The 25,682-nt window shown below is 47.2% G+C and carries 25 protein-coding genes; 9 read left to right on the plus strand and 16 right to left on the minus strand.

The window, feature by feature from the left end; translation table 11 throughout:
- Nucleotides 1-447 precede the first annotated feature (447 nt).
- Nucleotides 448-906, plus strand: coding sequence for an RNA-binding protein (locus MHM94_RS17990; protein ID WP_045979511.1), 459 nt, complete (start codon nucleotides 448-450; stop codon nucleotides 904-906).
- Between the two features lie 26 nt (nucleotides 907-932).
- Here MHM94_RS17990 and MHM94_RS17995 read toward each other — a convergent pair whose 3' ends face one another.
- The 3 genes from MHM94_RS17995 to MHM94_RS18005 are packed head-to-tail and all read right to left on the minus strand — an operon-like array spanning nucleotide 933 to nucleotide 5,265.
- Complete coding sequence (locus MHM94_RS17995; RefSeq protein WP_045979512.1) at nucleotides 933-1,673, minus strand: phosphoadenylyl-sulfate reductase; 741 nt, start codon at nucleotides 1,671-1,673, stop codon at nucleotides 933-935.
- A gap of 25 nt (nucleotides 1,674-1,698) precedes the next feature.
- On the minus strand, nucleotides 1,699-3,417 hold the full coding sequence (cysI, locus tag MHM94_RS18000) for an assimilatory sulfite reductase (NADPH) hemoprotein subunit (RefSeq protein WP_022946132.1): 1,719 nt from the start codon (nucleotides 3,415-3,417) through the stop codon (nucleotides 1,699-1,701).
- 36 nt (nucleotides 3,418-3,453) lie between these two features.
- Complete coding sequence (locus MHM94_RS18005; RefSeq protein ID WP_235420164.1) at nucleotides 3,454-5,265, minus strand: assimilatory sulfite reductase (NADPH) flavoprotein subunit; 1,812 nt, start codon at nucleotides 5,263-5,265, stop codon at nucleotides 3,454-3,456.
- A gap of 295 nt (nucleotides 5,266-5,560) precedes the next feature.
- Here MHM94_RS18005 and MHM94_RS18010 point away from each other — a divergent pair, with 295 nt between their 5' ends.
- Nucleotides 5,561-7,183 carry an endonuclease gene (locus tag MHM94_RS18010; protein ID WP_235420163.1) on the plus strand — a complete coding sequence of 541 codons (1,623 nt, stop codon included), beginning with the start codon at nucleotides 5,561-5,563 and terminating at the stop codon, nucleotides 7,181-7,183.
- 53 nt (nucleotides 7,184-7,236) lie between these two features.
- On the opposite strand, the gene MHM94_RS18015 is transcribed toward MHM94_RS18010, so the two are convergent.
- Nucleotides 7,237-7,620 (minus strand): hypothetical protein, encoded by a 384-nt coding sequence (locus MHM94_RS18015; RefSeq protein ID WP_022946129.1) that lies wholly within the window; start codon nucleotides 7,618-7,620, stop codon nucleotides 7,237-7,239.
- 111 nt (nucleotides 7,621-7,731) lie between these two features.
- Between MHM94_RS18015 and MHM94_RS18020 the strand changes: the two genes are divergently transcribed.
- On the plus strand, nucleotides 7,732-8,439 hold the full coding sequence (locus tag MHM94_RS18020) for a hypothetical protein (RefSeq protein WP_235420162.1): 708 nt from the start codon (nucleotides 7,732-7,734) through the stop codon (nucleotides 8,437-8,439).
- A 42-nt stretch (nucleotides 8,440-8,481) separates the two neighbouring features.
- Here MHM94_RS18020 and MHM94_RS18025 read toward each other — a convergent pair whose 3' ends face one another.
- Nucleotides 8,482-9,366, minus strand: coding sequence for a LysR family transcriptional regulator (locus tag MHM94_RS18025; RefSeq protein WP_026111280.1), 885 nt, complete (start codon nucleotides 9,364-9,366; stop codon nucleotides 8,482-8,484).
- A 120-nt stretch (nucleotides 9,367-9,486) separates the two neighbouring features.
- Between MHM94_RS18025 and MHM94_RS18030 the strand changes: the two genes are divergently transcribed.
- Entirely contained in the window at nucleotides 9,487-10,056 is a 570-nt protein-coding gene (locus MHM94_RS18030) for an NAD(P)H-dependent oxidoreductase (RefSeq protein ID WP_022946126.1), read from the plus strand.
- On the opposite strand, the gene MHM94_RS18035 is transcribed toward MHM94_RS18030, so the two are convergent.
- Genes MHM94_RS18035 through MHM94_RS18045 form a run of 3 tightly spaced genes read right to left on the minus strand, consistent with a single transcriptional unit; the run spans nucleotide 10,040 to nucleotide 11,636 of the window.
- On the minus strand, nucleotides 10,040-10,546 hold the full coding sequence (locus tag MHM94_RS18035) for a YgjV family protein (protein WP_130147991.1): 507 nt from the start codon (nucleotides 10,544-10,546) through the stop codon (nucleotides 10,040-10,042). The two genes, MHM94_RS18030 and MHM94_RS18035, sit on opposite strands and share 17 nt — an antisense overlap.
- A 55-nt stretch (nucleotides 10,547-10,601) precedes the next feature.
- A complete protein-coding gene (locus MHM94_RS18040; protein ID WP_235420161.1) occupies nucleotides 10,602-11,165 on the minus strand; it encodes a Crp/Fnr family transcriptional regulator in 564 nt (187 codons plus the stop codon).
- Nucleotides 11,166-11,186: 21 nt separating this feature from the next.
- On the minus strand, nucleotides 11,187-11,636 hold the full coding sequence (locus MHM94_RS18045; RefSeq protein WP_022946123.1) for a TerB family tellurite resistance protein: 450 nt from the start codon (nucleotides 11,634-11,636) through the stop codon (nucleotides 11,187-11,189).
- Between the two features lie 69 nt (nucleotides 11,637-11,705).
- Between MHM94_RS18045 and MHM94_RS18050 the strand changes: the two genes are divergently transcribed.
- Nucleotides 11,706-12,053 (plus strand): hypothetical protein, encoded by a 348-nt coding sequence (locus tag MHM94_RS18050; RefSeq protein ID WP_235420160.1) that lies wholly within the window; start codon nucleotides 11,706-11,708, stop codon nucleotides 12,051-12,053.
- Between the two features lie 10 nt (nucleotides 12,054-12,063).
- Here MHM94_RS18050 and MHM94_RS18055 read toward each other — a convergent pair whose 3' ends face one another.
- The 6 genes from MHM94_RS18055 to fabR all read right to left on the minus strand — a co-directional run bounded on the left by MHM94_RS18055 (nucleotide 12,064) and on the right by fabR (nucleotide 18,395).
- A complete protein-coding gene (locus MHM94_RS18055; RefSeq protein WP_235420158.1) occupies nucleotides 12,064-12,666 on the minus strand; it encodes a hypothetical protein in 603 nt (200 codons plus the stop codon).
- 85 nt (nucleotides 12,667-12,751) lie between these two features.
- Nucleotides 12,752-13,351, minus strand: a complete 600-nt coding sequence (gene leuD, locus MHM94_RS18060; RefSeq protein ID WP_235420156.1) for a 3-isopropylmalate dehydratase small subunit — start codon at nucleotides 13,349-13,351, stop codon at nucleotides 12,752-12,754.
- Between the two features lie 11 nt (nucleotides 13,352-13,362).
- Nucleotides 13,363-14,751 carry a 3-isopropylmalate dehydratase large subunit gene (gene leuC / locus MHM94_RS18065; RefSeq protein WP_235420155.1) on the minus strand — a complete coding sequence of 463 codons (1,389 nt, stop codon included), beginning with the start codon at nucleotides 14,749-14,751 and terminating at the stop codon, nucleotides 13,363-13,365.
- Between the two features lie 20 nt (nucleotides 14,752-14,771).
- A complete protein-coding gene (gene leuB / locus MHM94_RS18070; protein ID WP_235420154.1) occupies nucleotides 14,772-15,848 on the minus strand; it encodes a 3-isopropylmalate dehydrogenase in 1,077 nt (358 codons plus the stop codon).
- Nucleotides 15,845-17,395, minus strand: coding sequence for a 2-isopropylmalate synthase (leuA, locus tag MHM94_RS18075; protein WP_151173332.1), 1,551 nt, complete (start codon nucleotides 17,393-17,395; stop codon nucleotides 15,845-15,847). The genes leuB and leuA overlap by 4 nt, the downstream gene beginning before the upstream one ends.
- A 385-nt stretch (nucleotides 17,396-17,780) precedes the next feature.
- Nucleotides 17,781-18,395 (minus strand): HTH-type transcriptional repressor FabR, encoded by a 615-nt coding sequence (gene fabR, locus MHM94_RS18080; RefSeq protein ID WP_022945939.1) that lies wholly within the window; start codon nucleotides 18,393-18,395, stop codon nucleotides 17,781-17,783.
- A 111-nt stretch (nucleotides 18,396-18,506) separates the two neighbouring features.
- Here fabR and MHM94_RS18085 point away from each other — a divergent pair, with 111 nt between their 5' ends.
- From MHM94_RS18085 to MHM94_RS18095, 3 genes are all read left to right on the plus strand, one after another.
- Nucleotides 18,507-19,637 carry a fatty acid desaturase gene (locus tag MHM94_RS18085; protein ID WP_235420153.1) on the plus strand — a complete coding sequence of 377 codons (1,131 nt, stop codon included), beginning with the start codon at nucleotides 18,507-18,509 and terminating at the stop codon, nucleotides 19,635-19,637.
- Between the two features lie 17 nt (nucleotides 19,638-19,654).
- Entirely contained in the window at nucleotides 19,655-21,094 is a 1,440-nt protein-coding gene (gene sthA, locus MHM94_RS18090) for a Si-specific NAD(P)(+) transhydrogenase (protein WP_022945937.1), read from the plus strand.
- 124 nt (nucleotides 21,095-21,218) lie between these two features.
- On the plus strand, nucleotides 21,219-22,598 hold the full coding sequence (locus MHM94_RS18095; RefSeq protein WP_138510409.1) for a TonB family protein: 1,380 nt from the start codon (nucleotides 21,219-21,221) through the stop codon (nucleotides 22,596-22,598).
- Between the two features lie 73 nt (nucleotides 22,599-22,671).
- Here MHM94_RS18095 and hemE read toward each other — a convergent pair whose 3' ends face one another.
- Nucleotides 22,672-23,736, minus strand: a complete 1,065-nt coding sequence (gene hemE / locus MHM94_RS18100) for a uroporphyrinogen decarboxylase (RefSeq protein ID WP_022945935.1) — start codon at nucleotides 23,734-23,736, stop codon at nucleotides 22,672-22,674.
- Between the two features lie 465 nt (nucleotides 23,737-24,201).
- Between hemE and MHM94_RS18105 the strand changes: the two genes are divergently transcribed.
- Nucleotides 24,202-24,669 (plus strand): Rsd/AlgQ family anti-sigma factor, encoded by a 468-nt coding sequence (locus MHM94_RS18105; protein ID WP_022945934.1) that lies wholly within the window; start codon nucleotides 24,202-24,204, stop codon nucleotides 24,667-24,669.
- 94 nt (nucleotides 24,670-24,763) lie between these two features.
- Here the strand turns inward: MHM94_RS18105 and fkpA are convergent, their stop codons facing one another.
- Complete coding sequence (fkpA, locus tag MHM94_RS18110) at nucleotides 24,764-25,519, minus strand: FKBP-type peptidyl-prolyl cis-trans isomerase (RefSeq protein ID WP_022945933.1); 756 nt, start codon at nucleotides 25,517-25,519, stop codon at nucleotides 24,764-24,766.
- Between the last annotated feature and the right edge of the window lie 163 nt (nucleotides 25,520-25,682).

Here is a 25,682-nt window from a genome sequence, read left to right on the forward strand (position 1 = left end):
ACACAGATGATTGCTTCATATTTTTAAAGAACGTTTTAGGCTTTCGCCTCGGAAGCTTTGCTCCCGTTCAGGGCTGCGCATTCTACGCTTTCCTGATTTTGTGTCAACACTTAATTTTAAGTTTTTTTAATTCGCTTTAAACTAAGTTTTATTTGACTCACCTGACTCATTGAAGTGCTTGTTTGTAAGCAGTCCGCCGTGTCGGTGGATGCGCATTATAGGGAGATCGAAAATGAGATCAACACTTTTTTTAAAGATCTTTTCTGATCGCTCAATTTAGCAACAAAAATGTGTTTTTTGCTCATTTTTAATACATCTATACTGAGCTTGAGCAATAAAACCCGAAGTTTCCCGCTTTACTTGTTGCTATGTGTTGTAATGTCGTTAAGATAACACACTGCATTTTGTTAATTTTATGTTTATTCTATGTATATTTGGTAGATCACAATGACGTCACCTAATTTAAAAGCAATTATAATCTCAGTTTCTATCGCTGTTCTGGGTTTTCTTATACTGCAATTTGCAGTTCCTCAGTTGCAGCTTTCACCAGCCGTTACATTTGCGCTAGGCGCTATATTGGCGGGTTTCGCTCCCTTAGCTTTCAACCAGTCACCGCAGCATGATGCGGTAGATGCCGATGTAACCGATACGAAAACACTCTATGTTGGTAACTTACCCTACCGTGCAAACGAGCATATGGTTAAGGAGTTATTTGAACAACATGGCACTGTTTTCAGTGTTCGATTACTCAAAGATAAACACACAGGCAAGCGCCGAGGTTTTGGTTTTGTCGAAGTCGCATTGAAAGATGCGGATAAGATAATTGATAAACTGAATGACAATGAGTACCAAGAACGGACTCTGAAAGTTAGAGAAGCGAAGCAAAAGCAAGAAGGCAACGCATAAAAAAAGAGGGCTTAAGCCCTCTTTTTTTATATTCCATCACCATCTATATGCAAACCACATTCTCGATTAAGGCCAAAGAAGCGCGTTTCCTCTTCGCTCATGCCCGGCTCCAGTTTACGAGTAGTATGCACATCCCCCATCGAAACATAGCCTTGCTCCCACAAAGGGTGATACGGCAGATCATGTTTAGTTAGATACTGGTATACATCACGGTTCGTCCACTCCAATATAGGATAAACCTTGACCGTACCGCGACTAATTTCAACCACATTTTTGTCCTGGCGAGTGCTCGACTGCTGACGACGTAAGCCACTGAACCAAGTACCTACTTCCAGCTCGTTCAATGCTCTGGTCATGGGCTCAACTTTATTGATTTGGTTATAAAGCTTAATGCCAGCCTCTCCCTGCTCCCACAACTTCCCATACTTAGCTTCTTGCCAAGCGGGACTGATAGCTGCTTTATAGACTTTTAGATTAAGCTGTAAGCGCTCAGTCATCTGCTCTATAAACTGGTAGGTTTCTGGAAATAAGTACCCTGTATCAGTCAGCACTACGGGAATGTCGTGCTTTTGCGCCGTTAGCATATGCAGCATCACCGCCGCTTGAATACCAAAGCTGGAGGACAGCATGGGTGTGCTTGGCAAGTTATCCAGCGCCCATGCAACACGTTGCTCTGGGGTTTTGTCCGCAAGTATTCCGTTTATATCGGTTAGCAAGCTCTGTTGCTGCTCTTTTTCAAGCGTTAAAATGTGCTTAAAATCACTCATGACTTGTCCTCATTCCCGCACTTAGTTATGCGTGGAAATCTGTCTTTGATACTTTGACTTCAGTAACGATGCCTTGGCGAATAACAAAATCACCAAACCCTTCGTCTTGCTCGCGTTCATTGGCCCAACGACCGATTAGCTCGTCTAGGGCTTCTAAGTAAGTCTCCTCGCCGACATTTTCGAGATACAACTTAGGAATACGTGTTCCTTCTCGGTTGCCCCCGAGATAAAAGTTATACTTACCCGGCCCTTTACCCACTAAACCAGCCTCGGCGAGCATGGCTCGACCACAACCATTAGGACAACCAACCACGCGCAAAATAATGTGCTCATCGGCAACATTGTGCTTGGCTAGTAAGGCTTCCGTTTTTTCGATTAAACTCGGTAAATAACGTTCAGCTTCTGCCATCGCCAACGGACATGTGGGCAATGACACACACGCCATAGACGCTTTGCGCTGCTCACTATCGCCGTCATCTATCAGGCCATGCTCGCGCGCCAGCTGTTCTATTGTGGCCTTTTGCTGTGCAGGCACACCGGCGATGATAAGGTTCTGGTTTGCAGTCATGCGGAAATCACCTTGGTGGATTTCAGCAATTTTTCGGCATCCTGTTTTTAAAGGCTTACCAGGAAAATCTAGGATACGGCCATTTTGAATAAACAAAGTAAGATGGTGTTTACCATCGATGCCCTCAACCCAACCAAAACGGTCACCACGATGAGTAAACTCATAGTCACGACTTGGTTCAAACTTGACGCCAGCGCGCTTTTCAACTTCCGCTTTAAAGGCATCGCTACCAAAGGTGTCTAAGGTATATTTCGTTTTCGCGTTTTTACGATTTACGCGGTTACCCCAGTCACGTTGTACTGATACCACATGCTCAGCAATCGCTAAGGTGTGTTCTAAAGGCACAAAACCAAAGTCGTCTGCTTTACGCGGATAGGTATTCACATCACCATGAGTCATGGCTAAGCCACCGCCCACAAGTACGTTGAAACCAATAAGCTTGCCATTTTCAGCAATCGCTACAAAGTTCAAATCATTGGCATGTACATCCACTTCATTATTCGGTGGAATAGTGACCGTCGTCTTAAACTTACGCGGCAAATAAGTAGACCCCAAAATAGGCTCTTCATCTGTACTCTCTGACTTTTCACCATTAAGCCAAATTTCCGCGTATGCTCGGGTCTTCGGCAACAAATGCTCAGAAATCTTCGCAGCCCACTGATAAGCCTCTTGATGTAACTCAGACTCTACTGGGTTTGTGGTACACAACACATTACGGTTCACATCACCCGCAGTAGCGATAGAATCGATACCGACACTGTTGAGCATCTGGTGCATATCTTTGATGTTAGGTTTGAGCACGCCGTGAAACTGGAAGGTCTGCCGCGTCGTCAAACGGATACTGCCGTACATAGTTTTTTCATCAGCAAATTTGTCGATGGCCAACCACTGTTGTGGCTTGATAATACCGCCTGGCATCCGCGCCCGTAGCATCACGTTGTGCAATGGTTCTAGCTTTTGTTTTGCCCGCTCTGGGCGAATATCGCGATCATCCTGCTGGTACATGCCGTGAAAACGGATCAACTGGAAGTTATCAGCGTTAAAACCACCGGTGATCTGATCCTTAAGATCAGTTTCAATGGTGCCACGCAAAAAGTTACTTTGCGTTTTAAGACGCTCGTTGTCAGCAAACTTCGCCTCGGGGTCATGCTTGCTATTTGGCTTGTAGTCGCTCATATCAATTCCTACATTATTTGCGCTGACGGAGTGCGCTTAATAAACATCTTTTTGGTAACGGTTGGCGCTGCGTAAATCTTTAATGTACTGCTCAGCACTTTCGTCGTCTTTGTTGCCATAAGTTTTCACGACATCAATTAAAGCTTGATGAACATCTTTGGCCATACGGTTCGCATCACCACACACATACAGGTGAGCTCCCTGCTCTAGCCATGCGAAGAGTTGTTCACCTTGCTCACGCAGACGATCTTGGACATACACTTTTTCAGCCTGATCGCGACTCCAGGCAACATCAATGTTAGTGAGTAAACCCGATTTTAAATAACCCTGAATTTCGGTTTGATACAGAAAGTCTTGCGTAAAGTGTGGGTTACCAAAGAAGAGCCAGTTTTTGCCCTGTGCGTCACGGGCTTCACGCTCTTGTAAAAACGCTCTAAATGGCGCAATGCCGGTTCCTGGGCCAATCATGATGACTGGCGTGTTATCATCGCTTGGCAAACGGAAGTTATCATTGTGCTCAGTGAATACGCGAACTTCACTGCCTTCTTCTGCAACACGACATAAGTAACCTGAACAGCCGCCTAGGTGGCTCTCGCCAAAGGCGTCAAACTCAACGACACCAACGGTAAGGTGTACTTCGTCCTCAACCTCGCTTTGGCTCGAGGCAATGGAATACAAACGCGGCTGCACCTTGCGCAAGCAATCAACCAACTCTTGAGCACCAATTTGTGCCGGATGCTGGAAAATCACATCAAACGTTTGTCGCGCTTCAATGTATTCACGCATCGCCGCTTTATCTTCGATAAGGGCTAATAGCTCTGGTGTGTTAGTAGCTAAGGCGTACTTTTCCACAAACCCTGGGTAAGACTGAGTGAGCTCTAACTTCTCTATTAACGCATCACGTAGGCTGAGACTCTCATCACCGAGCGTTATTTGCGTAGCACCATCCAGCTGCAAGAGTGACAATACCTTGTCGACCTTGCTTTGCTCATTTAAGAAGTACACACCTAATGAATCACCTGGAGTGTAGGTGATATCTGACCCCTCCAGTGAAATCTCAATATGACGAACATCTTTAGTCGAGTCACGGCCGGTAATTTTCTGCACCGTCAGTAGTTCAGCTGCAAAGGGGTTTTTCTTGTTGTACTGACTTGCCGCTGGGCTCGCAGCGCCAAATGGCATGCTTACCACATTTGCCTCGCCGCCTTGTTGCGCTTTCAGCTCAGGCTCAAATGCATCTAGGGCTCCAGCAATCCAGGTCTCGCTTTGATCTTCATAGTCAACATCTAGATCAGCGCGTTGGTAAATGCTTTGCGCCCCGAGCTTAACTAAGCGCTCTTCAAAATCTTTCGCCGTTTGACAGAAGAACTCATAGCTTGAGTCGCCTAACCCAAGCACCGCAATTTTAACGTCATCAAGCTTTGGCGCTTTTTTGGTGGTTAAAAATTCATGTAAGGCCTCAGCATCTTCTGGCGGCTCGCCTTCACCATAAGTAGAAACCACGATGCTAATAAATTTTTCTTTCTTTAATGCTGTAGGCTTGTAGTCCGCCATACTAACTAGTTTCGCGGCTAACCCTCTACTTTGGGCTTGCTCTTTAAGTTGTGTGGCCACAGCTTTCGCGTTACCCGTTTGTGACCCGTAAAGGATCGTTAAAGCAGCAGCCTCAGTGGCAGCGGGCGCACTCACAGCTCCACCAGCCAAGGCTGCAGTATTTGCATTGGCAGCGAGATAACCACTGACCCACGCCTGCTGAATTGGATTAAGTTCAGCCACCAAACCTTGGAGCTTCTGCACCTGTTCAGGTGTAAGCGGGCTTGCAGCCGCATGCAGCTGGTTTAACAACATTTTAATTCCTCTGACCCATGAAAAACGCCACCATTTAAGTTTGCGGTGGCTGATTAAATTCGTACTACGTTGGCAACCCAAGTCACTTTTTTGGGTTTTTGTTAGCGTGAAGCATACCTATGAGCGACGCTTGGAAAAAAGAATAGAATCTGCTTTGTTATTCCATTTGGTTATGAAATTAGAATTTATCCAACAAAAACAATTTAACGGATCAGCGACTATAGTTACCCTGTGTCACTTTGGGGTAATACTCCTTCGGCACAATTTATAACCAAAAGAATCAACAGGTATAACAATGAGAAATTTTTCACACAACATCGTGGCGCTCACGCTACTGTCAACGGCTAGTTTCGCTGCTCAAGCTCAGGTATTGGACAATGGTGGGTTTGAGGCTTGGAACGCGAATGTTCCTTCCGGGTGGAGCACGATCGATATTGGTATTGAAGTGAGTCAAGAATCTGCCAATATATATGCTGGCAGCTATGGCGCGAAGGTGCGCGTAACCACTGGCTCACAAAGCAGTACAGATCTACGACAAAGCATTGACGTAAGTGCCGGTCAGCAATATCAATTTGCCGTTTGGGTTAAACATACCGAAGGCAACGTGCGTGCACGGCTGTACGTTGATGGCTATCAAAACTACTCTAATCCAGCACAAACAAATCAATGGCAACAATTAAGTTATACCTATACTGCTACTAGCAGTGGTCAGATAGAAGTTGGCTTACGCTTTTATGATGTCAGTGGCTTTGATGGCAGTGAATTGGTTTATATCGACGAATTTACTCCGAGCAACGGCCACAGTGAACCACCAACAGGCTCTTGCAGTGAGCACACTGTCACCTTAACTCTGCACACCGATAACTATGGCAGTGAGACGAGCTGGGAGCTAAGCCAACAAGGGGGCAACGTCGCTAATGGCAATGGCTACCAATCTAACCAAGAATACAGTGAAGACATGTGCTTGGCCGATGGTGACTATACCTTCACCATTTTTGATAGCTATGGCGATGGGATGTGTTGTGGACAAGGCTCTGGCTCTTACGAAGTAAGCAATGGCAGCACCGTACTAGCCAGTGGCGGGCAATTCACCTATTCGCAAGCCACATCTTTTACCCTTGGCGACAGCGACCCAGTAGAGCCCCCTCCAGTCGACGGATACTATAGCTCAGCTTCAGGGTTAAGCGGATATGCCTTAAAAACAGAACTACATAACCTCATCAGTAACCATGCCAATCAGGGTTATGGTGCTATTTGGGGTTTCTATGATCAGTACGCTCGAGACAGCTATTATGAGAATGACAACAGTATTCTCGATCGCTACTCAGAGCGTCCTTCGAGCACTGACTCACACAGCTTCATTAGCATCAACGACCAATGTGGCAGCTACAGTCGAGAGGGTGATTGCTACAACCGCGAGCATAGCTTTCCAAAGAGCTGGTTCGGTGGCAAGGTTGAGCCTATGAACTCAGACGTGCACCATATTTTCGCATCTGACGGCTATGTAAATGCCAAACGTGGAAGTTATCCTTTTGGCGAGGTCGGCAATGCTAGCTACACTTCCAGCAATGGTTCAAAATTAGGCGCCGCGCGCAGTGGCTTAGGTTACAGTGGCACGGTGTTTGAGCCAATTGATGAATTCAAGGGCGACTTTGCACGTGCCCACTTTTACATGGCAACACGCTATCAAGACCGTATTGCCGGTTGGAAGAACAATTCGACTTATGGCAGTGCCGTGCTTGATGGCAGCAGCAATCAAGTATTCAGCTCATGGGCACTGACGATGTTATTGCAATGGCATCAGCAAGACCCAGTCTCTCAAGCAGAAATAGACCGCAATAACGGCGCTTACAGCCATCAAGGCAATCGTAACCCTTATATCGATCATCCCGAGTTTGCAGCCCTGATTTGGCAATAGTCGTTCACAACTAAAAAGGCGCCAATTGGCGCCTTTTTACAATTTAAATAACTTTAATCTTGTTCTAAGCCGTACAGCGTAATCTCAATACCTGCACCAATAGCAGAAATACGAAGTAAAGTGTCGGCGCTAATGGCTTCATTAAAACATTTAGGCGAGTGACCAGAACTAAAGCCCAAATCAAACGTACGACGCGAGCAGCTCAGCCATTGTTTAAGTCCGGCTTTAGAACATGACTCAATCAGCTCGCACAATTCATTGATGGCTTTATCTGGGCTCGGGCTATCGACGTTAGCCTCAATACGCGCGAGCTGGCGTGTTTCGTCTTTGTCGTAGTGCAAAACAATGGCGCTTTTGTCTAAATCAGCGACTAGCGCGCTAATATCATGTTGTGACTCCAGCTCAAGATCCACATTAAGAAATTGAATATCTGCCATGCACCGTTCCTATTATCCACGCACTAGTTATTAACTGCGTCATTGTGTCACATTGACCGCCAATAACAAGAGCGTAAACTGAGTTACACCTGCCACAAAGACAACAACAATATGAATAAACGTCTTTTCAAGCACAGCCGAACATTACACAAATGGGCTGGATACGCACTTGTGTTGCAATTATTTGCTTGGCTCATGGGTGGCCTTGTGATGAGCGCACTACCGCTCGACAAGGTACATGGTAAGCATTTGGCAAAGCGCACGCTAGAGAACCCCTTTTCCAGTAGCGACTATACCGCCTCCTTGGATAACATTCGCATGCAGATGCCCTCACTGAGGCAGCTACAATTTACTCACCGCCTCAATCAACCAATCATTATCGCGGCAGAGGGCAAGCAAGAGCATGTTTTTCACGCCCAAACGGGTCAGCTAGCTGCGGCTCTTAACCAAGAGCAGGCTGAGCGTATTGCCTATAACCATTATCTTGGTGAGGGTAAGGTTAGCCTCGCAGAGCGCCTTATCACTGGGCCACAGGAGGTCGGTTACCGTCAAGATGTGTGGCGTATCGAGTTCGATGACTGGTGTGCAACAACGCTATATTTAGACGCCCACAGTGGCCAGTTTATTACTGTACGCTCAACTATTTGGCGCATTTTCGATTTCTTCTGGATGCTACACATTATGGATTACCAAGAGCGCAAAGATTTCAACAACCCGCTGCTGATAAGCTTTGCAGCTGCCTCTGTGTTATTTGCTATCACAGGAGGTGTGTTGTTGCTGCAAAACCCACCTTGGCGACGGCGGAAAAAGCGCAGCTAATGTCTAAAGAGCGATGCCTCAAAGGTGAGCACACCGCCATTGCTATTTACGAAAGTGTTGCTTCAATAATTGCGCGAAGGCTTGGACCTTAGCACTGCGATGCACTTGATGGTGAGTCACCAGCCAAATATCACTGTGCCAGCTTAACTCACTGCCAAGCACAGGCTTTAGCTGTGGGTATAAAGCTGCCACTTCTTTTTGCATCCCGCCAATCCCTAGGCCGCTGGCAATCGCCCGATTGGCATCGGACGTTTCTGACACCCGCAAGGTGATCTGCTCACCCGGTATATGCTCATCCACCCAAGCAAAATAAGGGACTCGACTATTGAACCCGGCCACACCAGATATGAAATGATGCTGTTGCAACTGGGCCATGGACTGTGGTTCACCGGTGCGAGCCAAATAACGTTCATGAGCGTACAACCCTGCCTCGATAGTACTGAGGTGTTGGGCAATATAATCGCCCTCATCTGGGCGCGGACCAGCACGCACAGCAATGTGTGCTTGGCCATGATCGAGGCGCAAGCGCTTTTGATCCAACAGCACTTCTAATTGCACCTGGGGGTGCAGTGTTTGAAACTGCTCACATACCGGCGCCAACACATCGATAAAGCCGCTTACTGTTGTTAGCAGTAACGAGCCAGACAAAGTCGTGTCTGCAGCCATAATATCGTTGTGTAATAACTCTAACTGCTCGTTGATTTGCTCTGCACTTGCAAACAGTTTGGCACCGGTTTCTGTCATGGAGTAACCTCGAGCATGACGGTGAAACAATCGCGCATTCAAACTTTGCTCGAGATGATTAATGCGTCTTAGCACTGTGCTATGGTGTACACCTAAGGCTTCGGCCGCTGAGGTAAGAGTCCCTCTTCTGGCAACTTCAAATGCTACTTTGATATCCTGCCAGTCGTTAAATTCTATCGCCATGGTTGCATTCTCTGTGTATATACGCACATAAGCTTTGCGTTTTTTGCGCTTTTTTGCAAGTCTGATTTTGGCTAAAGTACGTACTAACACAGACCAACTTACAGCATTAGGATATTCACTATGGCAACAGCAAAAATTATCGCCCTCGCAGGCAGCCTTCGTAAAAATAGTTTCAATCAGGCAGTGATCAATCATGCCGCACAATTGGCGCAACAGCAGGGCGGCGAAGTCGAAGTAATTTCTTTGGCGGAGTTAAACTTGCCCATGTTTGATGAAGACATTGAAGCACAAGGTGTACCAAGCAGTGCGCAACAACTAAAAGATAAATTGCGTTCAGCGGATGCTATTTTACTTGCCAGCCCGGAATACAATGGCTCAATCACAGCGGTATTAAAAAACGCCATAGACTGGGCATCACGTACTGAAGCCGGTGCGACGCCCGCATTTCGTAACAAGGTGGTAGCGTTATTCGCAGCGTCTCCTGGCGGACTCGGTGGCCTACGCGGCTTAAATCACGTGCGTGACATCCTCAGTGGCATTGGCGCATTAGTGCTTGGTGATCAACTCGCTATTGCTGGTATCCACGGCTTTGTCAACGACCAAGGAGAGCTGACCGACAGCGCCACCAGCGAGAAAATAGCCGGGCTTACGTCACAACTTATCGACGTAACGTCTAAGTTGAAAAGCTAAAAAGCTGCCGGCGATAGCGATATAGCGCAATGACGTTGCTGCTTACAAACAAGCCCTCAAGTAACGCAGCCATGGGGGAGCCTGCAGCAACGCCATACGCTAGCCAACAACCACTACCCAAGAGCATCAGTAAACGCATCGTCAATTGCCGGCGCTGAAATGCAGCGCAGGTTTGTATACAACTTCCCGCCAAAGCCCACAGCGAAATAGGCGACTGCCATACAAATAAAGTTGTCAGTATCGACAGAGCCATAAATATCACCATCAGCCGCCGCTGTTGATAATGAATACTGAGCGCAAAGCGCAAAGACGCCAGCAGCATCAGGATGGCGCCGCTGTACTGAGTTAATAAAACATAATGGCCACTGGTCAGAGCCGTAGATAGCACCAGGCATATTAGGACACTACGCCTTTGTGGTAATTGAAACGACACTAAATCGCAGACAATAGCGATAGCAACCAGTAGCTGAGATAACCAAAACCAATCCATACTCCCTCCACTGCCGGAGTATGCCGAGTATAGGCTGGGGCCGCCTTAACCTTTGTTAATTCAATCCTAAACGAGCGCGTATCCGCGACAGACTCACGGCACTAATCCCTAAATATTTGGCCACTTGTGTAAGCGATAATTGCGCCAACCAGTGTGGTCGGTGGGTTAATAAAAACTGGTAGCGCTGCTGTGGACTTTGCAGCAACAGGAAGGCTTCTTTAGACTCTTTAAATAATACTTGTTGCTGTAGCAAAGCCATAGTTAATGAGTGCCACCGAGGCTGTGCCAGCTCTGCCAGGGGCACACGCAACAAGCGGCTGGGCTTGAGTACCTCTAAGCTGTAGTTTGCAGGCTGTTGAGTGATCCAGGCGCTGTATATAAAGGCCAATTCACCCTGAAAATAGAACTCTTTATAATGTTGTTGTCCTTGCTCATCGAGATACGCGGCAACTAACACCCCGGATTGTACAAAGTATGCATAATTCTGTTGTTGTTGCTGTTCGAGCAATACATCATGAGTGTTCATCTCTAAACTTTTGATAGCATTACTGTGAGCGAGTAACTGTTGCAGTTGCTCACTCACAACTTGACTGGCCTGCCCTAATTGCTGATAAGCCAAGACACAAGCCTTTGCAACTGGTTAACTTTGCACATTTGTCGCTGCCAACTTTGCTTGAATAAAATCATTGTGAGTTACATAGAGTAAATCTGCTACACGGCGAATAACATGCTCTTCATGCTTATCTAATTGACCATCTGCATAGGCCAATCGCCATAACAACTCGATAATCTCAATACGCTCCTGTGCATTGGTATTGTCATTTATCTGCTTAGAAAAACGGAAGTAATCGATGGCTTCATCAAGGTCTTGACTGGCCGCTGTGATTAAGTTGTTTACTTCTTCCTCACCTAAATCAAAGTATTTCTGCAACAGCACAACCATGGCTTTGCGCTCATCTTCTTGTAGTTCGCTATCGGCACGCATAACCTCAACCAGTAGCGCTGCGACTGAGGTTTTAAAATCAGGCGAGTCATCTTGCTGTGGCTGTGACTGTAAAGAATTAAAGAACCGTTTTAAATTATTGAGCATGGCACGCCTCCCGCTTGGTGTTACACTCACTGTAAAGGATACTCCCAGTACACACAACAAGGGTTGTTTATGTCGTCATATCGCTATGCTTTTCTGCTTTTCATGGTCGCAATGAACTGGGGATGTAGCTACACTCCTGCGCCTATTGGTGAGCAAGAAAAGTTCTATGACTTTGATAATAAAGTGCATTACTACCAAACTAGGTTAAGTAAAAAGCGCTATCGTCTGGAAGTGGTTGAGGATGGTTACCAACAGTTCGCCAACCAGAGTGTGTTTTTATTACGTCACAGTGCTCAGTTGTGTAACGATTCCATCTTCTCTTTGCGCATTACCCAGGGTGTGCAAGACTATGAACGCTTCCCTACTCACCCGCGAGGTTATGAGCCCAACTTGGTTGCTGAGCTCATTTGTGAGTAGCCCTGCGCAATTAGTCTTTATATCCCCAAGGGGCTTTTGGCGGGGTAATGGGCTGGGTCAAATCAAAATCAACGCGAAACTCTCGTCCCTGGCGCACTAGCCGATAAGTAAATTGCTCTGGGTAAATATACATTTGCCAAGTATTACCCACTGATTGCGGGATCCCTTGCTGTACAAATAACTCTTTAGAGTACTGATCGGCCGGGAATGACTGCATGGTGGCATAACCGGCATCCACGGTATGACCGCCGTACATAGTCGAGACGTCATCGCTGCCATCCTTATGGCGATGGTCATGCTTTAAGTTTAAGCCACTGCCCGTTTTAGTAATAATCCAGGTGCGCGAGGCATCATCACCGACATGAAACGGCACTTGTAACTCGCGCTCTGTACAACGGCGCACGTGCATGACCAGCTTTGCTTCGCTGAAGCTACTTGGTCCAGCGTTATCAACCGTCACCTTTCCTTGATACGCTTTACCACAATGCGCTTTGATATTATTAAAAAATGCATCGTGGGAAGGGATTGAGACCAAAGGCGCAGGGCGCGCTTGCGCACCAGTGGCAACAGCGCCTATCACAGATAACGCCGCACACGTAATCGCTAATTTCATGCTGAGTTCCAAGTAAAGTAAAAGCGCCAATATAGCGCTTTCACTGTTGCTTTCCTACTTTTTACGTTGAAGTACTAGCGGTCACTCACTGCCAGGGTCGCTGCGCCTTTAGTTGCTGCTCAAAAGTATCAATTTGAGCATTGTATTGCTCAGTCACACCGATAAAATCCAGGCCACTTAGCAACCGCTCTTTCACGTCTGCACGCACCGAGAAAGTAATCGGTGCAAAGCGTGAACTGCGCAGCTGCTGATTCGCCAAGTCCACCTCAATATGCAGTGCTTGCTCAGACTCACACAGTGCAAATAAGGCATCCAGCTGCGCGCTCGCCAAGGCGATAGTCAACATTTGGTTATTAGCACAGTTATTAAAGAAGATATCAGCAAAGCTTTCGGCAATGATCACCGAAAACCCATATTGCTTCAGTGCCCAGGGCGCGTGCTCCCGTGATGAACCACAACCAAAATTATCACGGCTAAGAAGAATACTGGCCCCTTGGTATTGCGGGTAATTAAGCACAAACTCTGGATCGGGTTGGCCATCGCCAAGGTAACGCCAATCGTAAAACAGGGCTTTATCGAACCCATCTCGACTGGTGGAGGTTAAAAATTGCTTGGGGATAATCTGGTCGGTGTCGACATTATTCTTATCTAACGGAGCCACTAGCCCCTGATGAAAACAGCTCATTGTGCCTCTCCTTAAATATCAGTAAAGCGCCCAGTTATTGCGGCCGCAGCGGCCATCGCCGGACTTACCAAGTGGGTGCGCCCGCCCCGCCCTTGGCGTCCTTCAAAATTGCGGTTGGAGGTCGACGCACAACGCTTGCCCGGAGCGAGTCGGTCATCATTCATAGCTAAACACATGGAGCATCCAGGCTCTCGCCATTCAAAGCCTGCGGCTTTGAAAATATCCGCCAAGCCTTCTTCCTCAGCCTGCTGTTTTACCAGTCCTGAGCCGGGCACAATTAATGCTTCTATGTCTTTGGCTACCTGCTTACCGGCGACCACCGCAGCGGCCGCGCGCAAGTCCTCAATGCGGCTGTTGGTGCATGAGCCAATAAACACCGTATCGACACAGATATCACTGATCTTTTGCCCAGGTCGCAAATCCATATACTTTAAGGCACTGCGAATAGCATCAGCCTTTATCAAATCCGTTTCTTTATCCGGATCGGGAATAACCTCATCCACGCCCAGCACTTGCTCTGGACTGGTACCCCAGGTGACTTGTGGCTGCACCTGCTGAGCATCAATGTCGATGATCTTATCGAAGTGCGCGCCAGCATCCGAGTGCAACGTGCGCCAATAGGCAACGGCCTTGTCAAAGTCTTCACCTTGCGGGGCAAAAGGCCGCCCCTTAATATACTCATAGGTGGTTTCATCGGGGGCAATAAGTCCTGCTTTGGCCCCCATTTCAATGCTCATATTACACAGCGTCATACGCGATTCCATCGACAAAGCGCTAATTGCCTCGCCACAGAACTCGGCAACATAACCGGTGCCACCCGCCGTTCCTAACTGGCCGATTATGGCCATAATTAAGTCTTTCGCTGTTGCCGTGCTTCGCAGTTTGCCATGAACGTGAATTTTTAACGACTTCGCCTTTTTTTGCTGCAATGTTTGGGTGGCAAGCACGTGCTCAACCTCGGACGTGCCAATGCCGTGAGCCAACGCCCCAAACGCACCATGCGTGGAGGTATGGCTATCACCACAGACAATGGTGGTCCCGGGCAACGTGATCCCCTGCTCGGGACCCATCACATGCACAATGCCCTGATTAATGGAGTTGAGGTCGTACAATCTAATGCCGAATTCGTCGCAATTCGCCTGCAATGCCAGTAACTGGTTACGCGAGACAGTACTTGCGGCATCCAAAGAGCGAGATTTGGTCGAGACGTTGTGATCCATGGTTGCGAAGGTTTTTTCTGGACAACGTACGGTGCGATTTTTCTCGCGCAATCCGGCAAAGGCTTGGGGTGAGGTGACCTCATGCACAAGATGACGGTCTATGTACAGTAAGTCGGTTTGTTCATTTAGGCTGGCGACGCAATGAGCCTGCCAAATTTTATCGTATAACGTGTATGCCACTTGCTACATCCTTTTACTAGTTAAATGCGCTCGACGATGGCTGCCGCTACATCGCGCGTGGTATAGCCTGCATCGGGAAAGATATCTGGCGTGCCAACCCCTGCAGCTACGGCTTCGGCTACGGCTTTCTCAATCCGCCGTGCAGCCTCGTCTTGCGCTAATGAGTAGCGCAACATCAATGCCGCACTGAGTATTTGCGCAATGGGATTAGCGACCCCTTTACCGGCAATATCTGGCGCCGATCCGCCGGCAGGTTCATATAAACCGAAGCCGGATTGATTAAGACTAGCCGAAGGCAACAGCCCCATAGAGCCGGTGATCATGGCGCACTCATCGGACAAAATATCGCCAAATAAATTGTCACACAGCAGCACGTCAAACTGGCTCGGCTGCTTCACGAGCTGCATCGCGGCATTATCGATGTAGATATGATCGAGCGTGACATCAGGGTAGTCTTTACTTACGTCATTCACTACCTCTCGCCACAACACACTGGTGGCCAAGACATTGGCCTTATCCACCGAGGTAACATGATTATGGCGCAGCCGCGCCGCTTCAAAAGCAAACCGAGCGATACGCTCAATTTCACTACGGGCATAGGTTTGCGTATCAAACGCAGCTTCGTGCTGCCCTTCACCACTGCGTCCTTTCTCTCCGAAATAAATCCCCCCTGTTAACTCGCGTACACAGAGTATATCGAAGCCGTGAGCGCTAATATCTTGGCGCAGCGGAGAGGAGGTGCTCAGCGCAGGCAATAATTGCGCCGGGCGTAAATTACAAAATAACCCGAAGTGCTTGCGTAGCGGCAATAATGACGCCCGCTCTGGCTGTTGCTCAGGAGGGAGGTTTTCCCATTTTGGTCCCCCTACGGCGCCAAACAGTATTGCGTCAGCGGTTTCACATGCCGCCAGCGTTTGCTTCGGCAGCGCTACACCAAACTCATCAATGGCGCCGCCGCCAACGGCGTGATGGTGCAGGTTAAGGCTAAAGCCAAATTCGCGACTGCAGGCCGCTAATACCATTTCTGCTGCGGCCATCACTTCTGGACCAATGCCATCGCCGGGTAATACGGCGATACTGTAACTGTTTTGACTCATCCTGCTTTCCTTTGTTGCTGCTTTAAGCTCGACACTTGCTGTGCTCGATGAATAATGTTGTAAACGCGGATCATGGCACGTACCGACGCTTCGACGATGTCGGCGGCAAGCCCCGCGCCGTGATAGGTACGCCCCTGATATTGGGCAATAATGTCAACCTGGCCTAAAGAGCTAGCTCCTTGCCCGGTGGCATCTAAGTTGTATTCAATCACCTCCACCGCCATGCCGGTTAGTCGGGCTATGGCAGCAAAAGACGCTTCTACCGGGCCGTTACCCGTGGCCGCTTCTTGACGCTGTTCACCAGCAATGCTCAAGCCGATGGTCGAACTGGCGACTGATTGTGAGTTCGACGCGGAATTAACAAACTGCAACTGGTAATAATCGTCTTTATCGGTGATTTGATTGAAATAAATAATGGCTTCAAGGTCGTAGTCGTATACCGTGCCTTTTTGATCGGCTAGTTCCAAAAAGCTGGCGTATAAGCTATCCATATCGTAGTCACCGCCTTGATAACCTAGTTCACTCAAGCGATGTTCTATAACATGGCGGCCCGAGCGTGAGGTCATATTCAGTTGATTATTGGGCACTCCAACACTCTCTGGCGACATGATTTCATAGGTATTTTGCGCCTTGAGTACACCGTCTTGGTGAATACCTGAGCTGTGAGCAAAAGCGTTTTCGCCGACAATGGCCTTGTTCGGCTGTACTGGCATATTGCAGATCTTAGCGACCTGGCGCGACGCCCGATATATCTCCTCACTGCGAATATCGCTGTGCACTTGCAGATGGTCTTGGCGCATTTTCATGATCATCGCCACTTCCTCTAACGAGCAATTTCCAGCGCGCTCACCAATGCCATTAATGGTGCATTCGATTTGTCGTGCTCCCGCTTGCACAGCGGCAATAGAGTTGGCTACCGCTAAGCCTAAATCATTATGGCAATGCACACTTAAGCGCGCTTGATCAATATTGCTGACATGCACTTTGAGATAACGGATCATGGCCGCGTATTCATCTGGAGTAACATAGCCGACCGTGTCAGGCAGATTAATGGTGCTGGCGCCAGCGGCAATGGCGCGCTCAACGACGTAACATAAATCATCATGGGGGGTGCGCCCGGCATCTTCGCAGGAAAACTCAACGTCATCGGTGTATTGGCGGGCTTGGCTAATTGCTTGCACCGCCATGTCGGTGGCCTCGGCGAGCGTCATGCGTAGCTTATGTTCCAGGTGCAGTGGACTGGTGGCGATGAAGGTATGTATGCGGGCCCGCTGCGCGCCTTTAAGCGCCTCCCCGCATGCTTCAATGTCTTTGCTCACTGCTCGTGCTAAGCCACAAATAATGGGCCCTTGCACCTCATTAGCAATACGCTGGACGGCACGGAAATCAGCAGGGCTGGACACCGGGAAACCAACTTCCATCACATCCACGTTAAGACGACTGATTGCATGAGCCAGTTGCAGTTTGTCGTCTTCCGTCAAACTTGCTTTCAATGCTTGCTCACCATCGCGAAGAGTGGTGTCAAATATCCATACCTTGTCTTGCATACTCAGTCCTCTAAAAGATTACCGCCAGAAATAAAAAACCCCGCTCGGGAGGGCGGGGTTGTGTTCGTTTCGTATTACTAACAATCAATACATCACGCCCCGCTAAAGCTCACAAGGAGTAGCAGGTTTAGGAGCAATGTAATGAATTGATTGGTGCGCATAATTGAGCATCGCTGTTAGTAAGATGGCTATTTTTTAACACTAAGAGAACAGCAGGGCAAGCATAAATATTCCAACAAACCCGGTTAAAACCCGCAACCAAAGAAATATAAATCCAGAAGAAGCAGCAATTCTGAATTGATATAACAAATTAGAGATTAAGAGAACAAAAAAGGCGCTCCGGAAACAGAAATAGCGCCAAGGTTATTTTATTTTCCAAAAGCGTTTACTTGCTCGCTTTTTGTGCATAGTGGTTGCCGCCATGAGAGATATAACGCAGCTGCCAAATCAACCGTTCTATTAACTCCTCACGCGACTGCCCTTCTAGGTCGAGCGCTTCAGCGCCAGATGTGAACACTATGGTGACCATGGCTTCGGCTTGCATATGGGCGTGCGAGGCATCACAGCGCGTCTCGCTTTCCAGATAATGCGCTAATTCGAGGATAAAATGCTTAATTTCTCGGGCCACGGCGGCACGAAACGCTTTTGAGGTGCCTGAGCGCTCGCGCAATAGCAGTCGAAACTGATTCGGTTGATTATCGATAAACTCCAAAAAGGTCAGTACCGATGTGGAAATGACGCTGCCACCACTGGCTATTCGTCGCCGAGCTTGACGCATTAGCTGACGCAGAGTCAGACCTGCCTCATCGACCATAGTTAAGCCCAGCTCATTCATATCTTTAAAGTGGCGGTAGAAAGAAGTGGGAGCAATCCCCGCCTCGCGCGCGACTTCACGCAAACTCAAGTTGGAAAAGCTATGTTCAGCACTGAGCTGATTGAATGCTGCTTCTATCAGAGCTTGACGAGTTTTTAGTTTTTGCTGGGCGCGAACTCCGGCCATCTTTGCCACCTAAGCAGTTAAAAACTTAAGTCTAATACTTGACGCTAAAGGATTGAACCTCTATTTTAGCGTACAGTTGTACGCTGAGATTATTTATAGAATAGTTATAGAATGAAAAAACCACCTATTTTGTGGGTCAATGTGCTGTTTTTTAGCCTGTCATTTTTGGCCGCCATTACGTTAGTTCCCTGGTATGGAATCACCTACGGATACACAAGCGCGCACTGGATTGCCTTTATTGCCTGTATGTTTTATGCCGGGCTGTCAATTACGGCTGGATATCACCGCTTATGGGCGCACAAAGCCTATGAAGCACACCCCGTTATCGAAGTGATTTTCGCACTCGGCGGGGCCTTCGCACTGCAAAACAGTGCGTTGCATTGGAGTAGCGATCACCGCGTACACCATGGCCAGGTTGACGATCCAGTAAAAGACCCCTACGCCGCCACGCGCGGATTCTGGTACAGCCATATCGGCTGGATGCTCAGAGATTATCAGGGTGAACAATACAATAATTACAACAACGCCCGTGACTTACAGCGCAATAAAGTAGTGATGTGGCAGCACCGCCATTATATGAAGGTGGTCTGGGCGATGAACCTCGGCCTGCCGCTGCTATTAGGGCTGATCTTTGGTAACGTGCTAGGCATGATGTTACTTGCGGGCTTACTACGCCTGGTACTATCACAACACTTTACGTTTTTTATTAATTCTTTGGCGCATATTTGGGGTTCACGTCCATACACCGAAAAAAACACCGCCCGCGATAATGGTTTCTTGGCGCTATTAACTTATGGTGAGGGCTATCATAATTTTCACCATATTTTCGCCAGCGACTATCGCAATGGCATTCGTTGGTGGCATTATGATCCGACCAAGTGGCTGATCCGCGCCTGCTCATGGGTCGGCTTAGCGAAAAAGCTAAAGCGCACTCCAGTAGAGCGTATTGAGCGCGCTAAAGCACAAACTTTAATGAGCCGTACCCAAGGTAAACTGGCAGCCATTGAAAGTGCTCAGGAAAAACTGGTTTTGCTTCAAAGCGAGTATGATGTACTGTTGAAAAAACTTCAGCATTTTTGCCAAGTGCAAAAGCAAGTACTTGAAGCAAAGCGCGATTCGGTGCTGCAACAATGCGAAAAATCCGCTTTAATGAAGCAATACCATGAATTAGAAGATGCCTGGCAAGCGCAAAAACAAGCTTGGTTAGCCCTCAACGCCCGCTTGCTTAAGGCTCATTGTTAATGCCCTAAGGAGTCACCGTGGCAAAGCAAACAGCAAGCAAAAAACAGCAACCTAAAGCAGAGGCATCGTATCAGTACGATGCCATTATCATTGGCACAGGCCCTGGCGGTGAAGGAACCGCCATGAACCTTGCGAAAAGCAATAAAAAGGTTGCTGTCATTGAACGTCAGCAAGCCGTAGGCGGTGGCTGTGTGCACTGGGGAACCATTCCTTCAAAGGCCTTGCGACACTCTGTGAGCCGCTATATTGAGTACAAAGCAAACCCGCTATTCAATATCACCGAACGCCCAGGGCGCATTACCTTTGCCGACATCTTGAATCATACCAGTTCAGTGATCTCTAAACAGTCAAGTTTACGCAGCAGCTTTTACGAGCGTAACCGTATTGACTTGTTTCAAGGAGAAGCCAGTTTCGTTGATAAAACAACGGTGAACGTGCAGCATCAAGATGGTTCGTTTGAACGCTTAAGCGCGCCTATTATTGTAATCGCCACGGGCTCACGCCCTTACCGCCCTAAAGAAATTGATTTTAACCACCCTCGGGTATTCGACAGCGACACCATTTTAAGCCTCAAAGATGATCCTCAGCGCATTCTTATTTACGGTGCTGGCGTGATTGGCTGTGAGTACGCATCTATTTTTAAAGGTTTGGGCATGAAGGTAGACTTGGTCAACACTCGCGACCGTTTGTTGGCCTTTATGGATGATGAAATATCCGACGCTTTAAGTTATCACTTTTGGAACAGTGGCATCTTCATTCGCCATAATGAGGAATTTGACCACGTCGAAACCAAAGACGATGGCATTATCATGCATATGAAATCAGGCAAACGCGTTAAAGCCGACTGCTTATTATTTGCCAACGGCCGTACCGGTAATACCGATACCCTAAACTTGCAAGCCATTGGTCTTAAAGCCGACGGTCGTGGTCAGCTGAAAGTCAACGAGAGCTACCAAACCGAAGTCGATAATGTTTATGCCGTTGGTGATGTGATTGGTTACCCAAGTCTAGCCAGTGCAGCTTTTGATCAAGGCCGTATTTGTGCCGATGCCATTGTTCAAGGTGAGTGCAAAGAAAAGCTGATTATTGATATTCCTGCCGGGATTTATACCATTCCTGAGATGAGTTCAGTGGGTAAAACAGAGCAACAACTCACCGCCGCAAAAATTCCTTATGAGGTGGGTCGCGCCCAATTTAAACACCTAGCTCGAGCGCAAATCGCTGGCACCGACGTCGGTAGTTTAAAAATTCTTTTCCATAGTGAGACTAAAGAAGTACTGGGTGTGCATTGCTTCGGCGAACGCGCCTCGGAGATTGTCCACATCGGCCAAGCTATTATGGAGCAAAAAGGCAGTGGCAATAATGTCGAATACTTTGTTAACACCACCTTCAACTATCCTACGATGGCCGAGGCCTACCGCGTTGCAGCACTTAACGGGCTAAACCGTTTGGTTTGATACACATCATATATAACTGAAAAAATGGGCATTGTGCCCATTTTTTCTATAAGAGCTCTTGTTCGCCTGTAAAATTATTGTAAACTCTTAAACATATAAGAAAAAAAAGACAGGTAATGAGGGAATGGGTATACGTGCATTAGGGCTTTGTGCCGCGCTCGGTCTTGCTAGCTTCACCGCTTTCGCTGACTACTCCAGTGCAACAAAAGATCTCAAAAATGAAGATTACACTGCTGCGTTTAACGAATTTAAACAGCTAGCACAACAAGGCCACGCTAAGGCAATGTACGAGCTGGCACGTATGTATGAACTTGGGCTCGGTACCGAGGAAGATATTTACAGTGCATTCTCGTGGTACATGATTGCTTTGGACTTTGGCAACGATGATGCCAAAGATCGCTATCGTAAGATCCGTCGTTTGGTCCCTTCGCGCAAAGAAGGCAAAGATCACTACAAAGCGCTCGCTCGTGATTTTGGTTTTGATGTTCACCAGCGCGTCTTGGCTCCAGTAAAAGATAAATCTGGACATGATGCCCGCTATATCACCGTCAAAAGCAAAGTTGAGCCGGAGTATGGAAGTAGCTTATCTGAAGTACAAAGTGCTTGGGCTACCGTGGGCTTTGACGTTAATCAACAAGGCCAGGTTGTTAACCACCGTGTTATTGCTTCATTCCCTAAAGATGTCATTGATGACGCCGCCCTAGAGGCCATTAGCCAATGGCAATATAAGGTGCCCAACGACTACAGTGGTGAACCGCAAGCCGTTTATGACCTAACCCACACCTTCAAGTTAGAAGCTTCTAAAAAGAGCCATCGTCGCGAGTATGAATCGCAGTTAGCTGAGTATGCACAAAAGCTAAAAGCACTGGCCGAAGATGGTAATAACTATGCTCAGGCTCGCTATGCCATGATGCTAGAGAGCGATCTGATTGAACAGTCAAAAGATCACTACCTAGATTGGTATTACCGTGCTGCCCGCAATGGTAACTATGACGCGCAATTGTGGATGGTGCGCTGTTTTGAGTACGGCACCGCGTGTAAAGCCGATAAAGATAAAGCCTTTTCATGGTTAGAGCTTGCAAGTAACAGTGGTAATGAGCGGGCACAGTATCAACTAGCAACTAAACTACTTGATTATGAAACCATTCATTATGACTTAGATAGAGCTGCAGATATCCTCAGAAAAGCGACTCATAACCAGTATTTACCAGCCATGATCGCATACGCAAAGTTGCTCGCTTTCGCAGACAAAGAGTCAATTCGTAATTACGAAGAAGCGGTAAAATATGCCGAGCTAGCGCGCTCAGATGCGCCTGACAACCCAGTGTTACTGTCAGTACTGGGAGTGGCTTATAGCGAGCTGGGTCGCATGCAACAGGGCGAAAAGTACCTGCGCCAAGCCTATGACGAAGCTAAACGTCGTAATTGGCCAACACAAAACTACTTAGAGCTGATGGAAGGCCGCGCATCCATGATGGCCAATGGCACCAGCTTAATATATTAACGCCTGATATAACCTCTTCATTACAAATACAAAAAAGCCCGCGAAAGCGGGCTTTTTATTGCTTAGTAAGTCGTTACTTGTGGTATTTACGGCTTAACTCACCTACGGCATTAATAAACGCACCAGCGTGCTCAGGGTTAACATCCGGAGTAATACCGTGGCCTAGGTTAAAGATATGTCCTGTGCCCTCGCCAAAGCCTGCAAGAATAGTTTCAACCTCTGAGCGGATGCGCTCAGGCGAAGCATGCAGCATAGACGGGTCCATATTTCCTTGCAGAGCGACTTGGTCTCCCACTCGGCGCTTAGCATCGGCAATATCAATGGTCCAATCCAAACCGATTGCATCACAACCAGTAGCCGCGATTTTTTCAATCCATTGGCCGCCATTTTTAGTGAACAAGGTGACAGGCACTTTACGACCATCATGCTCCCTGATTAAACCATCAACGATCTTTTGCATGTAACGCAAAGAAAACTCTTCGTAATCACGCGGGCTTAATACTCCACCCCAAGAATCGAATACCATGAGTGATTGCGCACCGGCCTTTACTTGGGCATTCAAATAGCTAGTAACCGAGTCTGCGAGCTTATCCAATAGCAAATGTAAAGTTTTAGGCTCAGCAAATGCCATTTTCTTAATTTTGCCGAACGTCTTGCTGCTACCGCCTTCAACCATATAAGTAGCAAGTGTCCAAGGCGAGCCAGAAAAGCCTATCAGTGGCACCTCACCTTTTAATTCTCGGCGAATAGTACGCACTGCATTCATCACATAGCCAAGCTCGTCTTCAGGGTCTGGAATAGCAAGATTGGCAACTTCTTGATAGCTACTTAATGGGCGCTCAAACTTAGGCCCTTCTCCGGTTTCGAAGTAAAGCCCAAGACCCATTGCGTCAGGAATAGTAAGAATATCACTGAAAAGTATGGCGGCATCTAAAGGGTACCGACGCAGTGGTTGCAGAGTCACTTCACAGGCCAGTTCCGCGTTCTTACATAAGCTCATAAAGTCACCCGCTTGAGCTCGTGTAGCGCGATACTCAGGGAGGTAACGTCCAGCTTGACGCATCATCCAGACCGGAGTTTGGTCCACTGGCTGTTTTGCTAGGGCGCGAAGATAACGATCATTTTTCAATTCGCTCATGGCGTGACTCTTTTTTACTGAAAATAAACTGCGATTATTCTAACACAACCGTACTGTGGCACTATGAATTAGATCATTGAATCAAACAAAATCTTGCGCTTTTAAAAAGATTCACTGTTCAGCTTTTAGTGATTTTTGATAAAAAAAAGTAAATTTTTCTGTTAAAGAACTTGCAACACACATACGACCTTGGTATAACTGTATCCGTTGCTAGAGAACAATAATAAAAAGCTAGAAACACATTAAATAAAAAGAAGCTCGGTCAACGAGACTGCTAAAGAAATTCGGCCACCCTTGCGGTGGCTTTTTCTTTTCTAACGCCTTCCCCCGCAATACGCCTTGTATAGCCAAGTTTTATGCTGATTCCATACACTTATAGATCGATTAATTCGCAAAAATAGGTTGACCTTTGACGCAGATTTCCTTTTTATAGGGGTATGACCAACGCAGGTTAGGAGAGCAACGATGTTATCGCGGTTGGAAAAAGCACAACAGAAATGGGGCGGCAGCCACACAGTTATTGATAAATGGTTAGCAGAGCGCCAGGAGCTGCTTGTGCAGTACTGCAATATGGCGGGCAATTCGCACAACGCGAAGCATGATAAAGCATTGCCCGAGCCGGCGACTATCCAGCAATTTTGTCAGTTATTAATGGATTACTTATCTGCCGGACACTTTGAAATCTATGATGACATCGTTAAGCAATGTGAAAGTCGTGGACCAGAGAGCTTAGAGCTGGCTCAATCCCTTTACCCACAAATTTCTGCAACTACAGATGTGGCTTTAGACTTTAACGACAGCTACGCCGAGGTTAAAGGTGATGACCTGATGGAAAACTTCGACAATGACTTGTCAGCATTAGGGGAAGCACTTAGCACCCGCTTTGAATTAGAGGATGAACTAATTCACAACCTCTACACCAATCATACATAGAAAAATAAAGCCTCAGCAAAAAGGAGGCTTTATTTTTTGGTGCTTTACAGGCACAAAAAAAGAGAGCCTAGGCTCTCTTTTTTTATCGAGCTACTTATTCTGCTGCAGCTTCTTCTTTAGGCTTAACAATCTCTAGCAACTCAACTTCAAATACTAAAGTAGAGTTAGCTGGGATCTTGCCAAGGTCACGCTCGCCATAAGCAAGCTCTGACGGAATAGTAAATTTGTACTTCGCACCCACAGGCATAAGTTGCAGGCCTTCAGTCCAACCTGGGATCACACGATTAAGTGGGAAGGTAGTCGGTTCGTTACGTGAGTATGAGCTGTCGAACTCAGTGCCATCAAGTAAAGTACCTTTATAGTGTACTTTTACAGTATCTGTTTCAGCAGGCTTTTCACCATCGCCTTGCTCAAGTACTTCGTACTGCAGGCCTGACTCAGTGACTTCAACGCCTTCTTTTTTAGCATTCTCAGCAAGGTACTTCTCGCCTTCTGCTAGGTTTTCTTGTGCTGCCGCTTTCGCCTGCTCTTGTTGCTTAGCGCGAACAGACTCGTCTAGTGCAGTCAGTACTTCACGGATTTTTTCTTCTTCGATTTTTGCATCACCTGCAAGTGCATCTTTAAAACCACGTAACATAAGCTCTTGATCAAGCTCGATACCCAGTTCTTTTTTATCCGCTAAATCTTTGTTTAAGAAGTTACCAACAGACGCACCAATGCCATAAGATTGCTGCTGAGCTTCGGTTTCTAGTTTTACTTCTTTTACCTCTGGCTTAGCCGCTTCTTGATTACACGCCGTAAGTGCTAGTACAGACGCTGCAACGAGCGATAGCTTAATTGTTTTTTTCATACATAGTCTCCAGCAACTTGGTGTTGCCATTTTAAGGTTACAAAACTAAATTTTGATTAGAGTTAGCATAAAGCTAGCTCTGGCTTTCAACTCCAGCATGAGGCTGTTTTTCTAATTACTTTAATGAAATAATTAGGAAAACAACCTAGAGTTGTGACTTCTA

The sequence above is a fragment of the Pseudoalteromonas sp. CNAT2-18.1 genome (assembly GCF_022347865.1).
Classification (GTDB): domain Bacteria; phylum Pseudomonadota; class Gammaproteobacteria; order Enterobacterales; family Alteromonadaceae; genus Pseudoalteromonas; species Pseudoalteromonas ruthenica.